Source organism: Klebsiella sp. CN_Kp088 (assembly GCF_040064335.1).
In the GTDB taxonomy this organism is placed as follows: domain Bacteria; phylum Pseudomonadota; class Gammaproteobacteria; order Enterobacterales; family Enterobacteriaceae; genus Klebsiella; species Klebsiella aerogenes.
In genome coordinates this window covers 73417-93162 of record NZ_JBEAIQ010000001.1, presented here as the reverse complement: position 1 = coordinate 93162, position 19746 = coordinate 73417, and the positions used below count along the sequence as shown (strand labels likewise).

Annotated in this window: 18 protein-coding genes; 13 read left to right on the top strand and 5 right to left on the bottom strand. The window is 56.2% G+C overall.

From position 1 onward, the window contains the following. The first annotated feature begins 78 nt into the window (after window positions 1-78). The 3 genes from ydgH to folM all read left to right on the top strand — a co-directional run bounded on the left by ydgH (window position 79) and on the right by folM (window position 3349). A complete protein-coding gene (gene ydgH / locus ABLV08_RS00465) occupies window positions 79-1029 on the top strand; it encodes a DUF1471 family protein YdgH (protein ID WP_032714395.1) in 951 nt (316 codons plus the stop codon). A gap of 177 nt (window positions 1030-1206) precedes the next feature. Continuing rightward, window positions 1207-2589, top strand: coding sequence for an amino acid permease (locus ABLV08_RS00460; RefSeq protein ID WP_015366823.1), 1383 nt, complete (start codon window positions 1207-1209; stop codon window positions 2587-2589). A gap of 37 nt (window positions 2590-2626) precedes the next feature. Continuing rightward, window positions 2627-3349 (top strand): dihydromonapterin reductase, encoded by a 723-nt coding sequence (gene folM, locus ABLV08_RS00455; protein ID WP_045388322.1) that lies wholly within the window; start codon window positions 2627-2629, stop codon window positions 3347-3349. Here folM and ABLV08_RS00450 read toward each other — a convergent pair. Beyond that, window positions 3346-3681: a GlpM family protein gene (locus tag ABLV08_RS00450; protein ID WP_015366825.1), complete on the bottom strand. Its 336-nt coding sequence runs from the start codon at window positions 3679-3681 to the stop codon at window positions 3346-3348. The genes folM and ABLV08_RS00450 overlap by 4 nt on opposite strands. 125 nt (window positions 3682-3806) lie before the next feature. Here ABLV08_RS00450 and rstA point away from each other — a divergent pair, with 125 nt between their 5' ends. Next, complete coding sequence (rstA, locus tag ABLV08_RS00445; RefSeq protein ID WP_049051477.1) at window positions 3807-4523, top strand: two-component system response regulator RstA; 717 nt, start codon at window positions 3807-3809, stop codon at window positions 4521-4523. Window positions 4524-4529: 6 nt separating this feature from the next. Here the strand turns inward: rstA and ABLV08_RS00440 are convergent, their stop codons facing one another. Next, the gene (locus ABLV08_RS00440) at window positions 4530-5111 is read right to left on the bottom strand and encodes a hypothetical protein (RefSeq protein ID WP_348855411.1); all 582 of its coding nucleotides are present in this window, start codon (window positions 5109-5111) and stop codon (window positions 4530-4532) included. A 190-nt stretch (window positions 5112-5301) separates the two neighbouring features. Here ABLV08_RS00440 and rstB point away from each other — a divergent pair, with 190 nt between their 5' ends. Next, window positions 5302-6603, top strand: a complete 1302-nt coding sequence (rstB, locus tag ABLV08_RS00435; RefSeq protein WP_015705253.1) for a two-component system sensor histidine kinase RstB — start codon at window positions 5302-5304, stop codon at window positions 6601-6603. A 73-nt stretch (window positions 6604-6676) separates the two neighbouring features. After that, entirely contained in the window at window positions 6677-7609 is a 933-nt protein-coding gene (tus, locus tag ABLV08_RS00430) for a DNA replication terminus site-binding protein (RefSeq protein WP_348855410.1), read from the top strand. On the opposite strand, the gene fumC is transcribed toward tus, so the two are convergent. Next, the gene (gene fumC, locus ABLV08_RS00425) at window positions 7599-8999 is read right to left on the bottom strand and encodes a class II fumarate hydratase (RefSeq protein WP_348855409.1); all 1401 of its coding nucleotides are present in this window, start codon (window positions 8997-8999) and stop codon (window positions 7599-7601) included. The genes tus and fumC overlap by 11 nt on opposite strands. A gap of 144 nt (window positions 9000-9143) precedes the next feature. Further along, on the bottom strand, window positions 9144-10790 hold the full coding sequence (fumA, locus tag ABLV08_RS00420; protein ID WP_015366832.1) for a class I fumarate hydratase FumA: 1647 nt from the start codon (window positions 10788-10790) through the stop codon (window positions 9144-9146). A 196-nt stretch (window positions 10791-10986) separates the two neighbouring features. Between fumA and manA the strand changes: the two genes are divergently transcribed. Together manA and ABLV08_RS00410 are read left to right on the top strand one after the other, a co-directional pair. After that, window positions 10987-12165, top strand: a complete 1179-nt coding sequence (manA, locus tag ABLV08_RS00415) for a mannose-6-phosphate isomerase (protein WP_032707919.1) — start codon at window positions 10987-10989, stop codon at window positions 12163-12165. A gap of 97 nt (window positions 12166-12262) precedes the next feature. After that, window positions 12263-13756: a YdgA family protein gene (locus ABLV08_RS00410; RefSeq protein WP_348855408.1), complete on the top strand. Its 1494-nt coding sequence runs from the start codon at window positions 12263-12265 to the stop codon at window positions 13754-13756. Between the two features lie 58 nt (window positions 13757-13814). Here the strand turns inward: ABLV08_RS00410 and ABLV08_RS00405 are convergent, their stop codons facing one another. Then, window positions 13815-14843 (bottom strand): Mal regulon transcriptional regulator MalI, encoded by a 1029-nt coding sequence (locus tag ABLV08_RS00405; RefSeq protein ID WP_015705245.1) that lies wholly within the window; start codon window positions 14841-14843, stop codon window positions 13815-13817. 173 nt (window positions 14844-15016) lie between these two features. Here ABLV08_RS00405 and malX point away from each other — a divergent pair, with 173 nt between their 5' ends. The 5 genes from malX (at window position 15017) to yedF (ending at window position 19744) form a co-directional block, all read left to right on the top strand. Next, window positions 15017-16609, top strand: a complete 1593-nt coding sequence (gene malX, locus ABLV08_RS00400) for a maltose/glucose-specific PTS transporter subunit IIBC (protein WP_015705244.1) — start codon at window positions 15017-15019, stop codon at window positions 16607-16609. Window positions 16610-16657: 48 nt separating this feature from the next. Next, window positions 16658-17842: a MalY/PatB family protein gene (locus ABLV08_RS00395; RefSeq protein WP_020078981.1), complete on the top strand. Its 1185-nt coding sequence runs from the start codon at window positions 16658-16660 to the stop codon at window positions 17840-17842. A gap of 92 nt (window positions 17843-17934) precedes the next feature. Further along, the gene (gene ydfZ, locus ABLV08_RS00390; protein WP_015705242.1) at window positions 17935-18138 is read left to right on the top strand and encodes a putative selenium delivery protein YdfZ; all 204 of its coding nucleotides are present in this window, start codon (window positions 17935-17937) and stop codon (window positions 18136-18138) included. 164 nt (window positions 18139-18302) lie between these two features. Beyond that, complete coding sequence (gene yedE / locus ABLV08_RS00385) at window positions 18303-19514, top strand: selenium metabolism membrane protein YedE/FdhT (RefSeq protein WP_020078982.1); 1212 nt, start codon at window positions 18303-18305, stop codon at window positions 19512-19514. After that, window positions 19511-19744, top strand: coding sequence for a sulfurtransferase-like selenium metabolism protein YedF (gene yedF, locus ABLV08_RS00380; protein ID WP_015366840.1), 234 nt, complete (start codon window positions 19511-19513; stop codon window positions 19742-19744). Before yedE ends, yedF begins: the two co-directional genes overlap by 4 nt. Window positions 19745-19746: the final 2 nt, after the last annotated feature.

Below are 19746 nucleotides of genomic sequence, written 5' to 3'. Positions count from 1 at the left end.
GTTTAAATGCAATAATCACCTGTTTTCAGTCAACAACAATACCAGTACATGGTTTGCGCAAGGCAAAGGATTATTTTTATGAAGCTTAAGAACACACTCCTGGCGTCTGCTCTTCTGGCTACCACCGCGTTGTCTGCCCATGCAGCGACCGAGCTGACTCCGGAGCAAGCGGCAGCGCTGAAGCCCTATGACCGCGTCGTCGTCACTGGCCGTTTTAACGCGATTGGCGATGCCGTACAGGCGGTTTCCCGCAAGGCGGATAAAGATGGCGCAGCTTCCTTTTATGTTGTCGACACCTCTGATTTCGGCAACGGCGGCAACTGGCGCGTAACGGCGGATTTCTATAAAGAAAATGCCCCGCAGGCGGATACCCCGAAAAACCGTATCATTAACGGCGTGATGGAACTGCCGAAAGACCAGGCCGTCACGCTGATGCCGTATGACACTGTGACCGTACAGGGCTTCTACCGCAGCCAGCCGGAAGTCAACGACGCCATCGCCAAAGCGGCGAAAGCCAAAGGCGCGTATGCCTTCTTCATCGTCCGCCAGGTTGACGCCAACCAGGGCGGCAACCAGCGCATCACCGCTTATATCTATAAAAAGGATGCGCAGAAGCGCGTACTGCAGAGCCCTGATGCGATTCCAGCGGATTCCGAAGCCGGTCGCGCCGCTCTGGCGAAAGGCGGCGAAGCGGCTAAAAATGTCGAGATCCCAGGCGTGGCCTCCTCTGCGGCCGTCGGCGCCGGCACCGGCGTAGGCCTGTTCTACGAAACCCAATCGTCGAAAGGCGGACGTTACACTGTCACCTTGCCGGACGGCACGAAAGTCGAAGAAGTGAACAAAATCACCGCCGCGCAGATGGTGCCGTTTGATAGCATCAAATTCACCGGTAACTACGGCAACATGACGGAAATCTCCTATCAGACCGCGAAACGCGCGGCGAAGAAAGGGGCAAAATACTACCACATCACCCGCCAGTGGCAGGAACGTGGCGGTAACATCACCATTAGCGCCGACCTGTATAAGTAATCGGTTTCAGCTGCTCAAAAAGGCGACATCGGGTCGCCTTTTTACATTTTTTCGCCCGCCGCCATTGCATGCGTTCAAGACACTCCGTAAAATCCCGCGCCTTAGCGTAATCCTCCATTTTTATGCGATTTCGCCAAATAAATATTCTTGATTCACTGTTGTCACCTCGGGAATACAATGGAAAAGAAACTGGGCCTTAGCGCCCTGACCGCACTGGTACTCAGCTCCATGCTGGGCGCGGGCGTTTTCAGTTTGCCGCAAAACATGGCTGCCGTTGCCAGCCCATCCGCTCTGCTTATCGGCTGGGCCATCACCGGCGTCGGGATTTTATTCCTCGCTTTCGCCATGCTATTGCTGACCCGAATCCGCCCGGAACTGGACGGCGGCATCTTTACCTATGCCCGTGAAGGTTTCGGCGAACTGATCGGTTTCTGTTCTGCCTGGGGTTACTGGCTGTGCGCGGTGATTGCCAACGTCTCCTATCTGGTTATCGTCTTCTCCGCCCTGAGTTTCTTTACCGATACGCCGGAGATGCGTATTTTTGGTGACGGTAACACCTGGCAAGCAATCGTCGGCGCGTCAGTGCTGCTATGGGTGGTGCATTTTCTGGTGCTGCGTGGGGTCCAGACCGCGGCAGGCATTAACCTGGTGGCGACGCTGGCTAAACTGTTGCCGCTCGGCGCATTTGTGGCGCTGGCCGCTATCGCGTTCCGGCTCGATACTTTCCGCCTCGACTTCAGCGGCATCGCTCTCGGCGTACCGGTATGGGAACAGGTGAAAAACACCATGCTGATCACCCTGTGGGTATTTATCGGCGTGGAGGGCGCGGTAGTAGTCTCTGCTCGCGCGCGCCACAAGCGCGACGTTGGCCGCGCAACGCTGCTGGCGGTGGTCTCGGCGCTGGCGGTTTATCTGCTGGTCACCCTGCTGTCGCTGGGCGTTGTCGCCCGCCCGGAACTGGCTGAAATGCGCAACCCGTCGATGGCAGGCCTGATGGTCAAGATGATGGGGTCATGGGGCGAAGTAGTAATCGCCGCGGGATTAATTATCTCCGTCTGCGGCGCCTATTTAAGCTGGACCATTATGGCCGCCGAAGTGCCGTATCTGGCGGCGACGCATAAAGCGTTCCCGCGCCTGTTCGCCAAAACCAATAAGAATAACGCCCCCTCTTCCTCGCTGTGGTTGACCAACATCAGCGTGCAGATTTGTCTGGTGCTGATTTGGCTTACCGGATCCGACTACGGTACCCTGCTAACCATCGCCTCAGAAATGATTCTGGTGCCCTATTTCCTCGTTGGCGCTTTCCTGCTTAAGATTGCCGTACGTCCGTTACATAAAGCCGTGGGTGTCGGCGCGTGCGTTTATGGCTTATGGTTATTGTATGCGTCCGGTCCTGTGCATTTGTTATTGTCGGTGGTACTTTACGCTCCGGGTCTTCTGGTTTTCCTGTACGCCCGCCGTACGCACCAGCACGATCGCATGCTCAAACGCCGTGAAATGGCATTAATTGGTTTTTTGCTGGTTGCCGCCGTTCCGGCAACGTGGATGCTGGTGGGGTAAGCGGTTGCCCTACCGCTGAACTTGAAAGGAGATACCCATGGCTGAACCACAGCCTCGTCCGGTCCTGATCACAGGAGCAGGCCGCCGTATCGGCCTCGCTCTGGCACACCATTTTTTAAACCAGCAGCAACCGGTGATCGTCAGCTATCGCCAGCATTATCCTTCGGTTGACACCCTGCGCGAAGCCGGCGCGGTGTGTCTGCAGGCCGATTTCAGCAGCGACGACGGTATTCTTACCTTCGCGGAAGCGGTGAAGGCGCAGACCAGCGGGCTGCGTGCGATTATTCATAACGCCAGTGATTGGATGGCGGAAAAACCCGGTGTGCCGTTATCCACGGTGATATCGCGGATGATGCAGATTCACGTCCACGCGCCCTATCTGCTTAACCATGCGCTGGAGAGCCTGCTGCGTGGTTTTGGTCACGCCGCCAGCGATATTATTCACATTACCGACTACGTGGTGGAACGCGGCAGCGATAAGCATATCGCCTATGCCGCCAGTAAAGCGGCACTTGATAATATGACCCGCTCTTTCGCCCGTAAGCTGGCCCCGGAAGTGAAGGTCAACGCCATCGCGCCATCGCTAATTATGTTTAACGAGCATGATGACGCTGAATATCGTAAACAGGCGCTGGATAAATCGCTGATGAAAATCGCGCCGGGTGAAAAAGAGATAATCGACCTCATCGATTATCTCTTCACCAGTTGCTACGTGACCGGCCGCTCTTTCGCTGTCGACGGCGGCCGACCGCTGCGCTAGTGGAAACGGCTCCAGCCGAGGATCAGCAGCCAGGCCGCCAGACTCCAGCAGATCACCGCGCCTGCCAGCGCGTAAGGCAGGCGCATTACGCCAGTGAAGTACCATAATGAAAGTAAGTAGATAAAATACGGGATGATTGACCACATGCCGAAGACAATAGTCGTGCGCAGCGCTTCAATGCCGCGCTCGCTGGCGACGATATAATGGGCAATCAGCGCGAAGGTCGGAAATAACGGAATTAAACCGGCAATATAGTAATTTTTGGTTTTTGACAGTACGCCTATCAGTACCACCACCAGCGCTCCCAGCAGCGCTTTAATCAACAGCCCCATTTTATGCCTTAACATTTGAACAACAATTTCCACCAGCATAACGGAAGAACATTTGTTTATGAAAGATTAATGGCAGGCAATTTGCGGGCGGTGTATGTTAGCTTTTTAATTTATACGCGTAAGATATGAATAAGATCGTTTTTGTTGAGGATGAGCCCGAAGTTGGCGCGCTTATCGCCGCCTATCTGGGAAAACATGATATGGACGTGGTTGTTGAGCCGCGCGGCGACCGGGCCGAAGAGGTTATTGCTCGTGAACAACCCGATCTGGTACTGCTGGATATCATGCTGCCTGGCAAAGACGGGATGACGCTGTGCCGCGACCTGCGCAGCCAGTGGCAGGGTCCTATCGTGTTACTGACCTCGCTCGATAGCGATATGAACCATATTCTGTCGCTGGAGATGGGCGCCAGTGATTATATCCTCAAAACCACTCCACCTGCGGTGCTGCTGGCCCGCTTACGTTTGCATCTGCGCCAGCACGTGACTTCGCCGTCGATACCCGCTCCAGCGACCCTGACGCCGCATAAAGCCCTTGTTTTTGGTTCACTGTCGATCGACCCGGTTAACCGACAGGTTCTGCTTGGCGGCGACAACGTTGCTTTGTCCACCGCCGATTTCGACCTGCTGTGGGAGCTGGCGACCCATGCCGGGCAGATTATGGATCGCGATGCGCTGTTGAAAAATCTCCGCGGCGTCAGCTACGATGGCATGGATCGCAGCGTCGATGTCGCGATTTCACGCCTGCGTAAAAAGCTGCTCGACAACGCCACCGAGCCCTACCGCATCAAGACGGTGCGCAACAAAGGCTATTTGTTCGCCCCGCATGCCTGGGATAATTAATCCGCGTCAGGAATAGACCGACATCACGCCGTGTAGTCGGTCTTGAAATTCAGCGTATTTCTCTCTGAATGCCATTTCATCGTCTTCGCCATACCAGCGTACGACCTCACCGCTGGCGAGGAAATGATCCAGTAGTTCGCCGCTCGCCAGAATCCATTGCGGTAAACCATCGACCTGTAGTCTCCAACCTCGCGGATGATAGTGAATGAAATCATTGCGCAGCTGGTGAAGCTTGCCCATCGCCACCGTACAGTCTTCGCTCGGTGCGAATCCGCTGTTCTCCCTTGTCGCACGGTATAGCGTCATAAAGGACGGCAGCTGCAGCTTGTCGATGTTGGAAAAATCGTCGTTATAAATTTGCTCGTAGATCGCGCGAGTCGACGCTTTACCGTCGAACAGGTAGACCAGAAAGTCATTGCCCTGACACAAGGCCAAAACCATCGCGTTCTGCAGGATGCTGTGCCAGCCGGTAATCACCCACTTCCACTGATAAGGGTCGGCGATCGCCTGCATATGGCTCAGAACCATATCGAAGGTTTTTAAAATCTCAACATCATTATCAGTATGCAAATACACGGGCTTAGTCATCTGGCGCTCTCCATCATTTAAGGGGCGCTTAAATTAACAGAGAGGCTGGCACGTGACAGGACGGGCAGCCGGCTTAAAATGGCTCTCGGTCATTCGGCCTGGCGCGTCGGTGAGAACTTTGCCGAGCGGGATCCTTCTCCTGTAGAATCTTTTGTTGCGAGATAACCCAGTTAATGACCGGTGATGATTAATGAAAAAACTGTTTGTGCAGTTTTACCTTTTGCTGTTCGTCTGCTTCCTCGTCATGACCATGCTGGTCGGCCTGGTGTATAAATTCACCGCCGAGCGCGCCGGACGCCAGTCGCTGGACGATCTGATGAAAAGCTCGCTGTATCTGATGCGCAGCGAACTGCGCGAGATCCCGCCGCGCGACTGGAGCAACACGCTGAAAGAGTTGGATCTTAATCTCTCTTTCGATCTGCACATTGAACCGTTAAGCAAATTCAAGCTCTCGGAAAGCTCGATGCAGCATCTGCGCGCGGGCGATATCGTGGCGCTGGACGATCAGTACACCTTTATTCAACGCATCCCGCGCAGCCATTACGTATTGTCAGTCGGCCCGGTGCCCTATCTCTATTTTTTGCATGAGATGCGCCTGCTGGACGTCGCGCTGATGGCGTTTATCGCTATTTCACTGGCGTTCCCGGTGTTTATCTGGATGCGACCGCACTGGCAGGATATGTTGCGAATCGAAACCGCCGCACAGCGCTTCGGCGAAGGCCATTTTAGCGAGCGCATTCATTTCGATAGCATGTCGAGCTTCGAGCGACTCGGCGTGGCCTTTAACCAGATGGCCGATAATATCAACGCCCTGATAGCCAGTAAAAAACAGCTTATTGACGGTATCGCCCATGAATTGCGCACGCCGCTGGTGCGCCTGCGCTATCGCCTGGAGATGAGCGAAAATCTGACCGAGGCGGAGTCGCAGGCTCTCAATCGCGATATCGGGCAACTGGAAGCGCTGATTGAAGAACTGCTCACCTACGCGCGCCTCGATCGCCCGCAGAACGAACTCAACCTGACCACCCCGGATTTCCCGGCCTGGATCCGCGCGCACGTCGAGGATATTCAGCTGGTCAATCCGCAGCGTGAAGTCGCGTTGCGCCAGCTTACGGCGGGCGACTACGGTGCGCTGGATATGCGTTTAATGGAGCGCGTGCTGGATAATCTGGTCAATAATGCCCTGCGCTACAGCCATCAACATATTCATATCAGCCTGTCGCTGGCCGGTTCACGGGCGACGCTGCGCGTGGAAGATGATGGCCCGGGTATCGCCCTTGAGGAACGCGAACGGGTATTCGAGCCGTTTGTCCGTCTCGATCCCAGTCGAGATCGCGCCACCGGCGGCTGCGGCCTGGGGCTGGCCATCGTACACAGTATTGCTCAGGCGATGGCCGGTGAAGTCCGCTGCGACGAAAGTTCGCTTGGCGGCGCGGCATTCATTTTCAGCTGGCCTATTTACCACCAGCTTCCCGCTTTTACTTCTGCTTAGCCGAACTTGCGCAGGCGTTACGGCCTGCGTATAGTTTATACTCAAACAGTATGTTGTAACTAAGGCGGTAATCATGGCAAGCTACGACCTCGTTGCGCGCTTAAATGACACCTTTCGTGAGCTTGAGCGCGAGCTACAAACCTTCAAAGCATCGCTGAGCCACTGTCGCCTGCTGGCGGCGCGGATTTTCGAATTGCCGGCGGTGAGCAAAGAGGCGGAGCACGCGCCGCTGGATACCATTCAGGTCACGCAGCACGTCGGCCAAAGCGCGCTGGAGATGGCGCTCAGGCACTACAGCCATCTGTTTATTCAGCAGCAATCGGAAAACCGCAGCAGCAAGGCGGCGGTACGCCTGCCCGGGGCGATTTGCCTGGCGGTTGATACGCAACAGCAGGCAGAGCTGCTGGAGAAAATCAGCGCCATTAACGCGCTGAAAGCTGCGTTTGAGAAAATCGTCACCGTCGATTCCGGATTGCCGGCCGCCGCGCGTTTCGAATGGGTTCACCGCCACCTGCCCGGCCTGATTACCCTCAGCGCCTATCGTACGCTGACGCCGCTGTGCGACCCCAGCACCATCCGCTTCGGCTGGGCCAATAAGCATGTGATTAAAAATCTGACCCGCGATGAAGTATTAATGCAGCTAGAGAAGAGCCTGCAATCGCCGCGCGCGGTGCCGCCCTGGACCCGCGAACAGTGGCAAAGCAAGCTGGAACGGGAATTCCAGGATATCGCCGCCCTGCCGCAGCGGGCAAAATTGAAAATCAAACGCCCGGTCAAGGTACAGCCGATTGCCAGAGTGTGGTATGCCGGCGAGCAGAAGCAGGTGCAGTACGCCTGTCCCGGCCCGCTGATTGCGCTTATCTCCGTCACGCGTGGGGTAAGCGTGCCGGATCTTGGCGAACTCTTGAATTACGATGCTGATAACGTGCAGTATCGCCACAAACCGCAGGCGCAGTCGTTACGATTACTGATCCCGCGTCTGCATTTATGGCTGGCTAGCGAGTAGCGAGGCTGCCAACCATATCCTGCGGGCGCACCCAGCTATCGAATTCCGCTTCCGTCAGGTAACCAAGCGATAGTGCCGCGGCTTTCAGCGTCAGCCCTTCATGGTGCGCTTTTTTGGCGATCTCCGCCGCTTTATCGTAGCCGATATGGGTATTGAGCGCGGTCACCAGCATCAGCGACTCATTAAGCAACTGGCCGATCCGCTCGCGGTTCGGCTCAATGCCCACCGCGCAGTGCTCATTAAAGCTCTCCATGCCATCCGCCAGCAGGCGTACCGACTGCAGGAAGTTGTGGATGACCATTGGCCGATAGACGTTAAGCTCAAAGTTCCCTGACGCGCCGCCGATATTCACCGCCACGTCGTTCCCCATCACCTGGCAACACAGCATGGTCAACGCTTCGCACTGGGTCGGGTTGACCTTGCCGGGCATAATGGAGGATCCCGGTTCGTTCTCCGGAATGGCGATTTCACCTATGCCGCAGCGCGGCCCGGAGGCCAGCCAGCGCACATCGTTGGCAATTTTCATCAGCGAAGCCGCCAGCCCCTTCAGCGCGCCGTGGGCGTGAACAAGCGCATCCACGGTGGCCAGCGCTTCAAATTTGTTGGGCGCGGTGACGAACGGCAGTCCGCTAAGAGACGCCAGTTCCGTCGCCACCCGCACCGCATATTCCGGGTGCGTATTCAAGCCGGTACCAACCGCCGTACCGCCCAGCGCCAGCTCAGCGAGATGCGGCAGGCTGTGTTCAATATGGCGGAGATTATGTTCCAGCATCGCGACCCAACCGGAGATCTCCTGCCCTAACGTCAGCGGCGTAGCGTCCTGTAGGTGGGTGCGGCCAATTTTAACAATGTCACCGAAGGCCAGCGACTTTTCCTGTAGCGTGGCCCGCAGCGCCTGTAACTGCGGGAGCAGCTTCTCGCGCAGCGCGATTAGCGCCGCGACGTGCATCGCCGTTGGAAAAACATCATTCGAGCTCTGGCTTTTATTGACGTCATCATTGGGATGAATTTTGCGCCCTATGCCGCGCTCGCCGCCAAGCAACTCGCTCGCACGGTTAGCCAGCACTTCGTTCATATTCATGTTGCTTTGGGTACCGGAGCCGGTTTGCCAGATAGCTAACGGAAACTCCTGCGCATGCTTGCCGGCGAGAACTTCATCGGCGGCGGCGACGATAGCGCCCGCTTTGTCCGCCGCCAGCAAGCCCAGGTCCTGGTTAACCTTCGCCGCCGCTCGCTTGGTCAGCGCCAGCGCGTAGATCAATTCATCAGGCATTTTCTCCGTTGAGATACGGAAATGCTCAAGCGAGCGCTGGGTCTGCGCGCCCCAAAGTTTATCGGCCGGGACGTCGATTGCGCCCATCGAGTCTTTTTCACTGCGATGCGTTGTCATTACTTTCTCCTTGGATTCAAAGTGCGTCATAGCGACAAAGCTCACCTGCTTAAAGGATTAAGTATTAACCAGATTTATTAGTTATTTTGGTAGTTCGTACCGCTAAGCGGCCCAAACAAAAACCGCCCCGAAGGGCGGTCTCGTTTACTTCACGCAGCGCGAGCACTGCGACGTCTGGATCTGCTGGAAGAAGTCGTTACCTTTATCATCAACGAGGATAAAGGCCGGGAAATCTTCCACTTCGATTTTCCAGATAGCTTCCATTCCCAGCTCCGGATAAGCCACGCACTCGAGGCTGCGGATACTCTGTTGCGCGAGAACCGCCGCCGGGCCGCCGATACTACCGAGATAGAAACCGCCGTGTTTATGGCAGGCATCGGTCACCTGCTGGCTACGGTTACCCTTAGCCAGCATGATTTTACTCGCCCCGTGCGATTGCAGCAGATCGACATACGAGTCCATGCGGCCAGCGGTCGTCGGCCCCAGAGAACCGGAGGCGTAACCATCCGGCGTCTTCGCCGGGCCGGCGTAGTAAATCGGATGATCTTTGACATACTGCGGCAGCGCTTCGCCGTTATCGATAAGCTCTTTCAGCTTGGCATGGGCAATATCGCGGGCCACGATGATCGTGCCGCTCAGCGACAGACGAGTCGACACCGGATACTGCGACAGCAGCGCCAGAATCTCGCTCATCGGCTGATTGAGGTTCACCTTCACCGCTTCGCCTTCACCGGCCTGGCGCAGGTGCTCAGGGATATATTTGCCTGGGTTGCTCTCCAGTTTTTCCAGCCAGATCCCCTGACGGTTAATTTTGGCTTTAATGTTACGGTCGGCGGAACAGGAGACGCCCATCCCCACCGGACAAGACGCCCCATGACGCGGCAGGCGGACCACGCGGATATCGTGGGCGAAGTATTTCCCGCCAAATTGCGCGCCGAGGCCGAGGTTCTGCGCTTCCAGCAGCAGCTCTTGCTCCAGCTGCACATCGCGGAACGCCTGGCCATGTTCGTTACCTTCGGTCGGTAGGCCATCGTAGTATTTGGTCGAGGCCAGTTTTACCGTCTTCAGCGTCGCTTCCGCAGAGGTGCCGCCAATCACAAAGGCGATATGGTACGGCGGACAGGCTGCGGTGCCGAGGGTGCGCATCTTCTCGACGAGGTAGTTTTTCAGCTTCGCCGGGGTGATTAACGCTTTCGTTTCCTGGTAGAGATACGTTTTGTTAGCGGAGCCGCCGCCCTTGGCGATACAGAGGAATTTATACTCATCGCCATCGGTAGCATAAAGATCGATCTGCGCCGGCAGGTTGGTACCGGTGTTAACCTCTTTATACATATCCAGCGGCGCGTTCTGCGAGTAACGTAGATTGTCCTGGATATAGGTGTTGTACACGCCCTGCGCCAGCGCGGCTTCATCGCCGCCGCCGGTCCATACGCGCTGTCCCTTTTTGCCCATGATGATCGCGGTGCCGGTATCCTGACAGGTCGGCAGAATGCCTTTAGCGGCGATATCGGAGTTACGCAGGAATTGCAGCGCGACGTATTTGTCGTTTTCGCTGGCTTCCGGGTCGTTGAGGATATCTGCGACCTGCTGCTGATGTGCCGGGCGAAGCATAAAGGAGGCATCGTGGAACGCGTGTTGGGCCAGTAAGGTTAGCGCCTGAGGTTCAACCTTCAGAACCTCCTGGCCGGCGAATTCGGCGACGGAGACGTAATCACTGCTGAGGAGATAATACTCGGTGTCATCCTTTTTAAGCGGAAAAGGATCCTGATAAACAAACGGTTTGTTCGACATTGTACTCTCACTTACTGCTTGGCTGATTATGTTTCAGGCAGACACTCCATTTGCCTGTAGAAAAGCGAGTCGATCAATTTTACACAATTTTTTAACAAAAACTGAGACAAGGACGACTTTTTCTTTCAACAGTTGCTTCTCGACGATTTGTTGGTTTAATAGAGCCAACATTTTTATGTGGAAACAGGGATTGAGAATGCAGAAGCTCATTAACTCAGTGCAAAACTATGCATGGGGAAGTCACACCGCGTTAACCGACCTTTACGGTATCGCCAATCCGGACAATCTGCCGATGGCGGAACTGTGGATGGGCGCACACCCGAAAAGCAGTTCGCGGATCCTTAACGCCGACGGCCAGCCGCAGTCGCTGCGCGACGTGATTGAGGCCGATAAAAATGCCCTTCTCGGCACTAATGTCGCCGAGCGTTTCGGCGAACTGCCGTTCTTGTTCAAAGTCCTGTGCGCCGCCCAGCCGCTCTCCATCCAGGTTCACCCGAATAAACGCGCGTCGGAAATTGGCTTTGCCAAAGAGAACGCCGCGGGTATTCCGCTGGATGCCGCCGAGCGCAACTATAAAGATCCCAACCATAAGCCGGAGCTGGTCTTCGCTCTGACGCCGTTCCTCGCCATGAACGCGTTCCGCGAATTTAATGAAATTGTCGCGCTGCTGCAGCCGGTTGCCGGGGCGCATCCTGCCATCGGCGAATTCATCCAACAGCCGGACGCCGGGCGTTTAAGCCAGCTGTTTGCCAGCCTGCTGAATATGAAAGGTGAAGAAAAAGCGCATGCGCTCAGCGTGCTGCAAAGCGCCCTCGACCGCGAACAGGGCGAGCCGTGGCAGACCATTCGTCTGATCGCTGAATTCTACCCGGATGACAGCGGCCTCTTCTCTCCGCTGCTGCTCAACGTGGTGAAACTGAATCCTGGCGAAGCGATGTTCCTGTTTGCCGAAACCCCGCACGCCTACCTGCAGGGCGTCGCGCTGGAAGTGATGGCCAACTCAGATAACGTACTGCGCGCCGGTCTGACGCCGAAGTACATCGATATTCCGGAACTGGTGGCAAACGTGAAGTTTGTCGCCAAACCGGCCTCTGAGCTGCTGACCCAGCCGGAACAACACGGCAGCGAGCTGGATTTCCCAATCCCGGTCGACGATTTCGCATTCTCGTTGCACGATCTGACCAGCAATGAAGCCTCTCTGGCGCAAGAGAGCGCCGCGATTCTGTTCTGCGTGGAAGGCGAAGCAACGCTGCGTAAAGGCGAACAGCGTCTGACACTGCAGCCGGGTGAATCGGCGTTTATCGCCTGCAACGAATCACCGGTACAGGTCAGCGGCCAGGGTCGTCTGGCGCGCGTGTTCAATAAGCTTAAGTAAGTTACTGAACTTTTAATCCGCAGTTGCTAGACTTCCCCCATCATGACAACACCACCAGGCGGCATGTTCCGCCTGGTTTCATTTATGGACAAATGCTATGAAAAAAACATTGGTCGCTGCGGGAGTTATCGTCGCGCTCGGCGTCGTCTGGACAGGCGGGGCCTGGTTTACCGGTAAGCAACTGGAAAACCGTATTGCCGAAATGGTGCAGCAGGCGAATGCCCAACTACAGAGCAACGCGCCGGAAGCTGGCGTAGAGCTGAGCTATCAGGACTACCAGCGCGGGTTATTCAGCAGCCACCTGCAATTGGTGGTGAAGCCGCAGGCCGGTAAAGAGCACAGCTTGTTGGCCGCCGGTCAGAGCCTGATTTTTGACGAAAAGGTCGATCATGGTCCCTTCCCGCTTGCCTCGTTAAAATCTTTTAATCTGGTACCGGCAATGGCCTCGGTCAACACCACTCTGGTGAATAGCGATGCCAGCAAAGCGTTGTTTGATATCGCCAAAGGGCAGTCGCCGTTTAACATCGACACCCGTATTGCCTACAGCGGCGATACCCAGTCGGCCATCTTCCTTAACCCGCTGGATTACGCTAAAGACAATGAAAAAGTTATCTTTAGCGGCGGTCAGTTCCAGCTCAATGCCGATCGCGATGGCAAAACTATTAGCCTGAGCGGCGAAGCGGCCAGCGGGCAGATCAACGCGGTCAACGAATACAACCAGAAAGTCCAGCTCAGTTTCAGCAACCTGAAGGCTGACGGCGCCACCGAAATGACCGCCTTCGAAGAACGTATCGGCAAGCAGAAGATCGCCCTTGATAAACTGGCTATCGGCGTTGAAGGAAAAGAGCTGGCGCTGCTGGAAGGCATGAATATCGACGGCCGCTCGACGCTCTCCGATGACGGCAAACGTATCAATAGCCAGCTTGATTACAACCTTAACAGCCTGAAACTGCAAAACCAGGATATGGGCCGCGGCAAACTCACCGTTAAGCTGGATAATCTCGACGGTCAGGCGTGGCATCAATTCAGTCAGCAGTATAACGCCCAGGCGCAGGCGCTGATGGCGAAGCCCGAGCTGGCGCAGAATCCGGAGCTCTATCAGCAGGCATTAACCGAGATCTTCTTTAGCTCGCTGCCGATTCTGTTGAAAGGTAATCCGTCGCTGACGATTTCCCCGCTGAGCTGGCAAAACGCTAAAGGCGAAAGCACCCTGAATCTGTCGGTGCTGATGCAGGACCCGGCGCAAACGACCGCTGCGCCGCAGACCGTCGCCGATGAACTGGACCGCAGCGTTAAATCGCTGGACGGTAAGCTGGTGATCCCGGTGGATATGGCCACCGCTCTGATGACGCAGATTGCCGGGCTGGAAGGCTATCAGCCGGAGGATGCGGCGAGACTTGCCGATCAGCAGGTTAAAGGGCTGGCGGCGATGGGACAGATGTTCCGTCTGACCACGATGGAAGATAACGCGATTACCTCCAGCCTGCAGTACGCCGACGGCCAGGTAACCCTAAACGGGCAGAAAATGCCGCTGGCTGATTTCGCCGCCATGTTCGGCCTGACGCTTCCCACCGCCGAACCGCAGCAGTAAAAAAACGTCCCGGGCTGCGGTCAGGTAGCCCGGGAATCACCTTAATCGATGGCGGCCCCTACTTTCTGATAACCAGCCGCGGCGGCATAATCTGATTACGCGCGCTGCCTTGCCCCTCCTCGAGGCGGCGTAAAATACACTCCGCCAGGCTGTTCCCCATCTCACGCGCCGGGGTAGTCACCCAGGTCAAGGGGACATCATCGAGCGCCGCTTCCGGCACTTCGGCAAAGGCCGCCAGCGCGATGCGTTGCTCAAAATAACTTTCCACGCTACCCTCGCCGCTCTGCCGCCCGGCGCGCAGCAGACCGAACCACGCCCCGGTGGCGATGACGCTGTTATAGCAAAGTACCGCGCTGATGGTCGGGTTTTGTCGCAGCAGCGCGATCATGGCTTCCGCCGCCTGCTGCTGACTGGAGCCACACTCGACAACCCATTCACTATGAAACGGCAGGCCGTACTTCAATAAGGTGGCGCAATAGCCGCCCACCCGTTCGGCGCGGGTCAGGGACGCGCTTTGTCCGCCAAGCCAGGCGATGCGCTGATGACCGCGGCGAATCAGATGTTCCGTTACCATTTGCGCCGCCTGCATGTTATCCGGGCGGATCAGGTCAATATCGTCCAGATAGCTGGCGCGGGAGGCAAAAACCAGCGGCATCCCCACTTCGGCGGCACGATCGCGCAGTTCACCGCCCTTGTCGATAGCGCCAGCGATAATCACCCCGTCCACGCCCTGTGAGACCAGCGTTTCGAAGCGCTGAAGCATTTTCTCGCCGCGATGCCCGCCCTGGGTGAGAAATACCATTTTACCCTGTGATTCCAGCGCATCGGTCAACCCGGCGGTTAGCTCGGCATAAAACGGCTTCGACAGATCGCTAACGATAAGGCCAATTACCCCGCTTTGCCCTCCGCGTAGCGACGCCGCCTGGCGATTACGCACAAACCCGAGCTGCTCAATGGCCTGATTGACGCGCTCGCCGGTGGCCGAAGAGATGCGCCCTTTACCGCTGAGCACCAGCGATACCGTACTGACCGAGACGCCAGCCGCCAGCGCCACATCATTGATGGTTGTCTTTTTTGCGATAGCCATAACGACTGGCTGACTCCCTTTGCCTTTCGATAAAACGTTTTATCAGTATGTTATCTTTATAAACCTTATTATCGCTTGATTATGTGATTTTTATCGCACTAAAAAATGGTAAAACGTTTTATCTTGCCGCTACGTTACATCCTATCGACCCTTTTCAGAACCAGGATTCGTGTATGACGGCGAAAACAGCACCAAAAATTACCTTATGGGAGTTTTTCCAGCAGTTAGGAAAAACCTTTATGTTGCCCGTGGCGTTGCTCTCGTTTTGCGGGATCATGCTGGGGATCGGCAGCTCGTTAAGCAGCCACGATGTGATTACGCTGCTGCCGTGGCTGAACGTGCCGCTGCTGCAGGCGATTTTTGTCTGGATGAGTAAAGTTGGCTCCTTCGCTTTTAGCTTCCTGCCGGTCATGTTCTGTATCGCAATTCCGCTCGGCCTGGCGCGTGAAAACAAAGGCGTCGCCGCTTTCGCGGGCTTTGTCGGCTACGCGGTAATGAACCTCGCGGTCAACTTCTGGTTGACGGCGAAAGGCATCCTGCCGACTACCGACGCGGCGATCCTCAAGGCCAACAACATCCAGAATATTATCGGTATTCAGTCGATCGACACCGGGATCCTCGGGGCGGTGATCGCCGGGATTATCGTCTGGATGCTGCACGAACGCTTCCATAACATCCGTCTGCCGGACGCGCTGGCCTTCTTTGGCGGCACGCGCTTTGTGCCGATTGTTACCACCGTAGTGTTAGGCCTGGTCGGGCTGGTCATTCCGCTGGTGTGGCCGGTGTTCGCGATGGGTATCAACGGACTGGGCCACGTTATCAATAGCGCCGGCGATTTTGGCCCGATGATCTTCGGTACCGGAGAACGCCTGCTGCTGCCGTTCGGCCTGCATCATATTCTGGTGGCGCTGATCCGCTTTACCGAAGCGGGCGGCACCATGGACGTTTGCGGCCACAGCGTTAGCGGCGCGCTGACCATCTTCCAGGCACAGCTGAGTTGCCCGACGACGCACGGCTTCTCTGAAAGTGCGACCCGCTTCCTGTCGCAGGGTAAAATGCCCGCCTTCCTCGGCGGCCTGCCCGGCGCGGCGCTGGCGATGTACCACTGCGCTCGTCCGGAAAACCGTCATAAAATTAAAGGGCTGCTCATTTCCGGCGTCATTGCCTGCGTGGTCGGCGGTACCACTGAGCCATTGGAATTCCTGTTCCTGTTCGTCGCGCCGGTACTGTACGTCATCCACGCCCTGCTGACCGGCCTTGGTTTCACAATCATGGCGGTACTTGGCGTCACCATCGGCAACACCGACGGCAACATTATCGACTTCGTGGTGTTTGGCATCCTGCACGGTCTGGCGACCAAGTGGTATATGGTGCCGGTTGTCGCCGCCATCTGGTTCGCGGTGTACTACGGTATCTTCCGTTTCGCCATCACCCGCTTCAATCTGAAAACGCCGGGCCGCGATATCGAAACGGCGGCTAACATCGAAAAAGCGGTTGCCGGAACGATTGGCAAATCAGGTTATAACGTGCCGGCGATTCTGGCCGCGCTCGGCGGTGCTGATAATATTGTCACGCTCGATAACTGTATTACCCGCCTGCGCCTGTCGGTGAACGACATGAGCAAAGTCGATACCGCCGCGTTAAAAGCCAACCGCGCAATCGGCGTGGTCCAGCTTAACGATCACAACCTGCAGGTGGTCATCGGCCCACAGGTTCAGTCGGTAAAAGATGAAATGGCCACCCTGATGAATACCGTTCAGGCCTAAACATACGCCCCCTCTCACCCGGAGGGGGCTCTCGCGAAGGACGTTCAGATGTTTGATTTTGCCACGCCAGTTGACCGCCACGGGACCTGGTGCACCCAATGGGATTATGTTGCCGACCGTTTCGGCGCCGCCGACCTGCTGCCGTTCACTATCTCCGATATGGATTTCGCTACCGCCCCTTGCATTATCGACGCCGTCAGCCAGCGACTGGCGCACGGCGTTTTTGGCTATAGCCGCTGGAAAAATGACGAGTTTCTCGGCGCCATCAGCCACTGGTTCGCCAGCCGTTTTCATAGCCCCATTGACCACGAGGCCATCGTTTACGGCCCGTCGGTTATCTATATGGTGGCCGAAATGATTAGGCAATGGTCCAATCCGGGCGACGGTATCGTGGTCCATACCCCGGCTTACGACGCGTTTTACAAAACTATCGACGGCAACCAGCGCCGCATTGCCCCGGTGGCGCTCAAGCTTGATGAGGGTGAGTGGCGCTGCGACATGAACGAACTGGAAGCCGCGCTCGCCCGTCCCGACAACCGCATTTTGCTGCTATGCAGCCCGCATAACCCGACGGGCAAAGTCTGGAGCCGCGACGAACTGACCACCATGGCGCAGCTGTGCGCGAAGCATAACGTCCGGGTTATTAGCGATGAAATTCATATGGATATGACCTGGGGCGAACACCGTCATACCCCCTGGTGCGCCGTTGCGCAGGGCCCCTGGGCGCTGTTCACGTCGGGCTCAAAAAGCTTCAATATCCCGGCATTTACCGGCGCCTATGGGCTCATCGCCGATACTGCTTCGCGCAATGGCTATCTGCAAGCGCTGAAAGGTCGCGATGGTCTCTCTTCTCCGTCGGTTCCGGCGCTGGTCGCGCATATCGCCGCCTATCGTCAGGGGGCGCCCTGGCTGGATGCGCTACGTGATTACCTGCAGGAAAACATGCGCTATATCGCCGAGCAGCTGAATCAGGCCTTCCCGCAGCTAAACTGGCAGCCGCCGCAGGCCACCTATCTGGCGTGGATCGATCTGCGCCCGCTCGAAATCGACGACCGTGCGCTGCAACGCGCGCTAATTGAAGAGCAAAAAGTCGCGATTATGCCGGGTTATACCTATGGCGAAGAGGGTAATGGTTTCATCAGGCTAAATGCCGGCTGTCCGCGGGAGAAGCTTGAGAAAGGGATTCAAGGATTGATTGCCGCGCTGTCGTCATTGCGCCCGGAATTAAAATAATTTTGATACATCTCAAAACTTTTTTAACCACGGAGGAGTATTAAAACAACGCTGAACAATCACGTCCGAATGACAATGCAGAGGAGGAAATGATGAAAACCTACGATCGTAACCGTAATGCTATTGATGCCGGCAGCCGGGTCATGGTGGCCGACAGCGGCGCGACGGGAGTGATTAAGGCTATTCATGGCGCCAATAAAAACAGCGAACAGCTGCGCCGCAGTGACTGTGTAGAATTAGACGGTAGCCATGAATTGTATTGCCCATTGAATCTTATTCGCCTGGGCTTTAATTAATTCCGGCGTTGTTGATTTAAGGCCGCCCTGACTGGCGGCCTTTTTCATGAGGCATTCTTCCCGCTTTTGATCTCGTCGAGTGATTCTGAAAGCTAAGCGGCGTATTATCGCGGCTCTTCACGCCCTTTCGGGGCGAATTACCTTCTGAGTTCAGAGGCATTTCTATGACATGGCAACAATTCAAACAAGCCTGGTTAATCAAATTTTGGGCGCCGGCGCCCGCGGTGATCGCCGCCGGTATTCTTTCTACTTACTATTTTGGCATTACCGGTACTTTCTGGGCAGTCACCGGCGAATTTACCCGCTGGGGCGGCCAACTACTGCAGTTGATGGGCATCCCGGCCGAAAACTGGGGTTACTATCAATTAATCCATCTCGAAGGCACGCCGTTAACGCGTATTGACGGTATGATGATCCTTGGCATGTTTGGCGGCTGCCTGGCCGCCGCGCTGTGGGCGAATAACGTCAAGCTGCGGATGCCGCGTAGCCGCATCCGCATTTTCCAGGCCCTGGCCGGCGGGATTATTGCCGGCTTCGGCGCCCGGCTGGCAATGGGCTGTAATCTGGCGGCCTTCTTTACCGGGATCCCGCAGTTTTCCCTGCACGCATGGTTCTTCGCCATCGCCACCGCCATCGGGACCTGGTTTGGCGCGCGCTTCACGCTGCTGCCTGTTTTTCGTATCCCGGTTAAAATTGAGAAAGTCTCCGCAGCCTCACCGTTAACCCAAAAACCCGCGCAGGCGCGTCGCCGCTTTCGGCTGGGAATGCTGGTATTTATCGCTATGATCGGTTGGGGGCTACTGACCGCCGCCAATCAGCCTAAATTGGGTCTGGCCCTGCTGTTCGGCGTTGCTTTTGGCCTGCTCATCGAACGGGCACAAATCTGTTTCACCTCCGCCTTTCGCGATATGTGGGTGACCGGGCGTACCTATATGGCGAAAGCGATCATCTTCGGGATGGCGGCCAGCGCCATCGGTATCTTTAGCTATGTGCAGCTCGGCATGGAGCCCAAAATCATGTGGGCCGGGCCGAACGCGGTAATTGGCGGCCTGCTGTTCGGTTTCGGCATCGTGCTGGCCGGTGGCTGTGAAACCGGCTGGATGTATCGCGCCGTTGAAGGTCAGGTTCATTATTGGTGGGTCGGGTTAGGCAACGTTATCGGATCCACCCTGCTGGCTTACTTCTGGGATGATTTATCGCCGGCGCTTGCCACCCACTGGGATAAGATTAACCTGCTGACGACTTTTGGTCCGTTCGGCGGCCTGCTTATCACCTACCTGCTGCTATTTATCGCGCTGATGTTGGTCATCGCCTGGGAAAAACACTTCTTTCGCCAGAAAAACACTTCGGCGACCCGTATTAAGGAAACCGCATGAAAGAGATCGTTCCTGATTACCGCCTCGATATGGTTGGTGAACCTTGCCCCTACCCGGCCGTGGCCACGCTTGAAGCGATGCCGGCACTAAAAAAAGGGGAAATACTTGAAGTGGTGAGCGACTGTCCGCAGTCAATCAACAACATCCCGCACGATGCTAAAAATCACGGCTATACCGTGCTGGATATTCAGCAGGATGGGCCGACGATCCGCTATCTGATTCAAAAGTGACG

Bases quoted from the DNA above. Each gene is read 5' to 3' on its own strand.
- ydgH (WP_032714395.1), top strand. From the start codon at position 79: ATGAAGCTTAAGAACACACTCCTGGCGTCTGCTCTTCTGGCTACCACC.
- ABLV08_RS00460 (WP_015366823.1), top strand. From the start codon at position 1,207: ATGGAAAAGAAACTGGGCCTTAGCGCCCTGACCGCACTGGTACTCAGC.
- folM (WP_045388322.1), top strand. From the start codon at position 2,627: ATGGCTGAACCACAGCCTCGTCCGGTCCTGATCACAGGAGCAGGCCGC.
- ABLV08_RS00450 (WP_015366825.1), bottom strand. From the start codon at position 3,681: ATGGGGCTGTTGATTAAAGCGCTGCTGGGAGCGCTGGTGGTGGTACTG.
- rstA (WP_049051477.1), top strand. From the start codon at position 3,807: ATGAATAAGATCGTTTTTGTTGAGGATGAGCCCGAAGTTGGCGCGCTT.
- ABLV08_RS00440 (WP_348855411.1), bottom strand. From the start codon at position 5,111: ATGACTAAGCCCGTGTATTTGCATACTGATAATGATGTTGAGATTTTA.
- rstB (WP_015705253.1), top strand. From the start codon at position 5,302: ATGAAAAAACTGTTTGTGCAGTTTTACCTTTTGCTGTTCGTCTGCTTC.
- tus (WP_348855410.1), top strand. From the start codon at position 6,677: ATGGCAAGCTACGACCTCGTTGCGCGCTTAAATGACACCTTTCGTGAG.
- fumC (WP_348855409.1), bottom strand. From the start codon at position 8,999: ATGACAACGCATCGCAGTGAAAAAGACTCGATGGGCGCAATCGACGTC.
- fumA (WP_015366832.1), bottom strand. From the start codon at position 10,790: ATGTCGAACAAACCGTTTGTTTATCAGGATCCTTTTCCGCTTAAAAAG.
- manA (WP_032707919.1), top strand. From the start codon at position 10,987: ATGCAGAAGCTCATTAACTCAGTGCAAAACTATGCATGGGGAAGTCAC.
- ABLV08_RS00410 (WP_348855408.1), top strand. From the start codon at position 12,263: ATGAAAAAAACATTGGTCGCTGCGGGAGTTATCGTCGCGCTCGGCGTC.
- ABLV08_RS00405 (WP_015705245.1), bottom strand. From the start codon at position 14,843: ATGGCTATCGCAAAAAAGACAACCATCAATGATGTGGCGCTGGCGGCT.
- malX (WP_015705244.1), top strand. From the start codon at position 15,017: ATGACGGCGAAAACAGCACCAAAAATTACCTTATGGGAGTTTTTCCAG.
- ABLV08_RS00395 (WP_020078981.1), top strand. From the start codon at position 16,658: ATGTTTGATTTTGCCACGCCAGTTGACCGCCACGGGACCTGGTGCACC.
- ydfZ (WP_015705242.1), top strand. From the start codon at position 17,935: ATGAAAACCTACGATCGTAACCGTAATGCTATTGATGCCGGCAGCCGG.
- yedE (WP_020078982.1), top strand. From the start codon at position 18,303: ATGACATGGCAACAATTCAAACAAGCCTGGTTAATCAAATTTTGGGCG.
- yedF (WP_015366840.1), top strand. From the start codon at position 19,511: ATGAAAGAGATCGTTCCTGATTACCGCCTCGATATGGTTGGTGAACCT.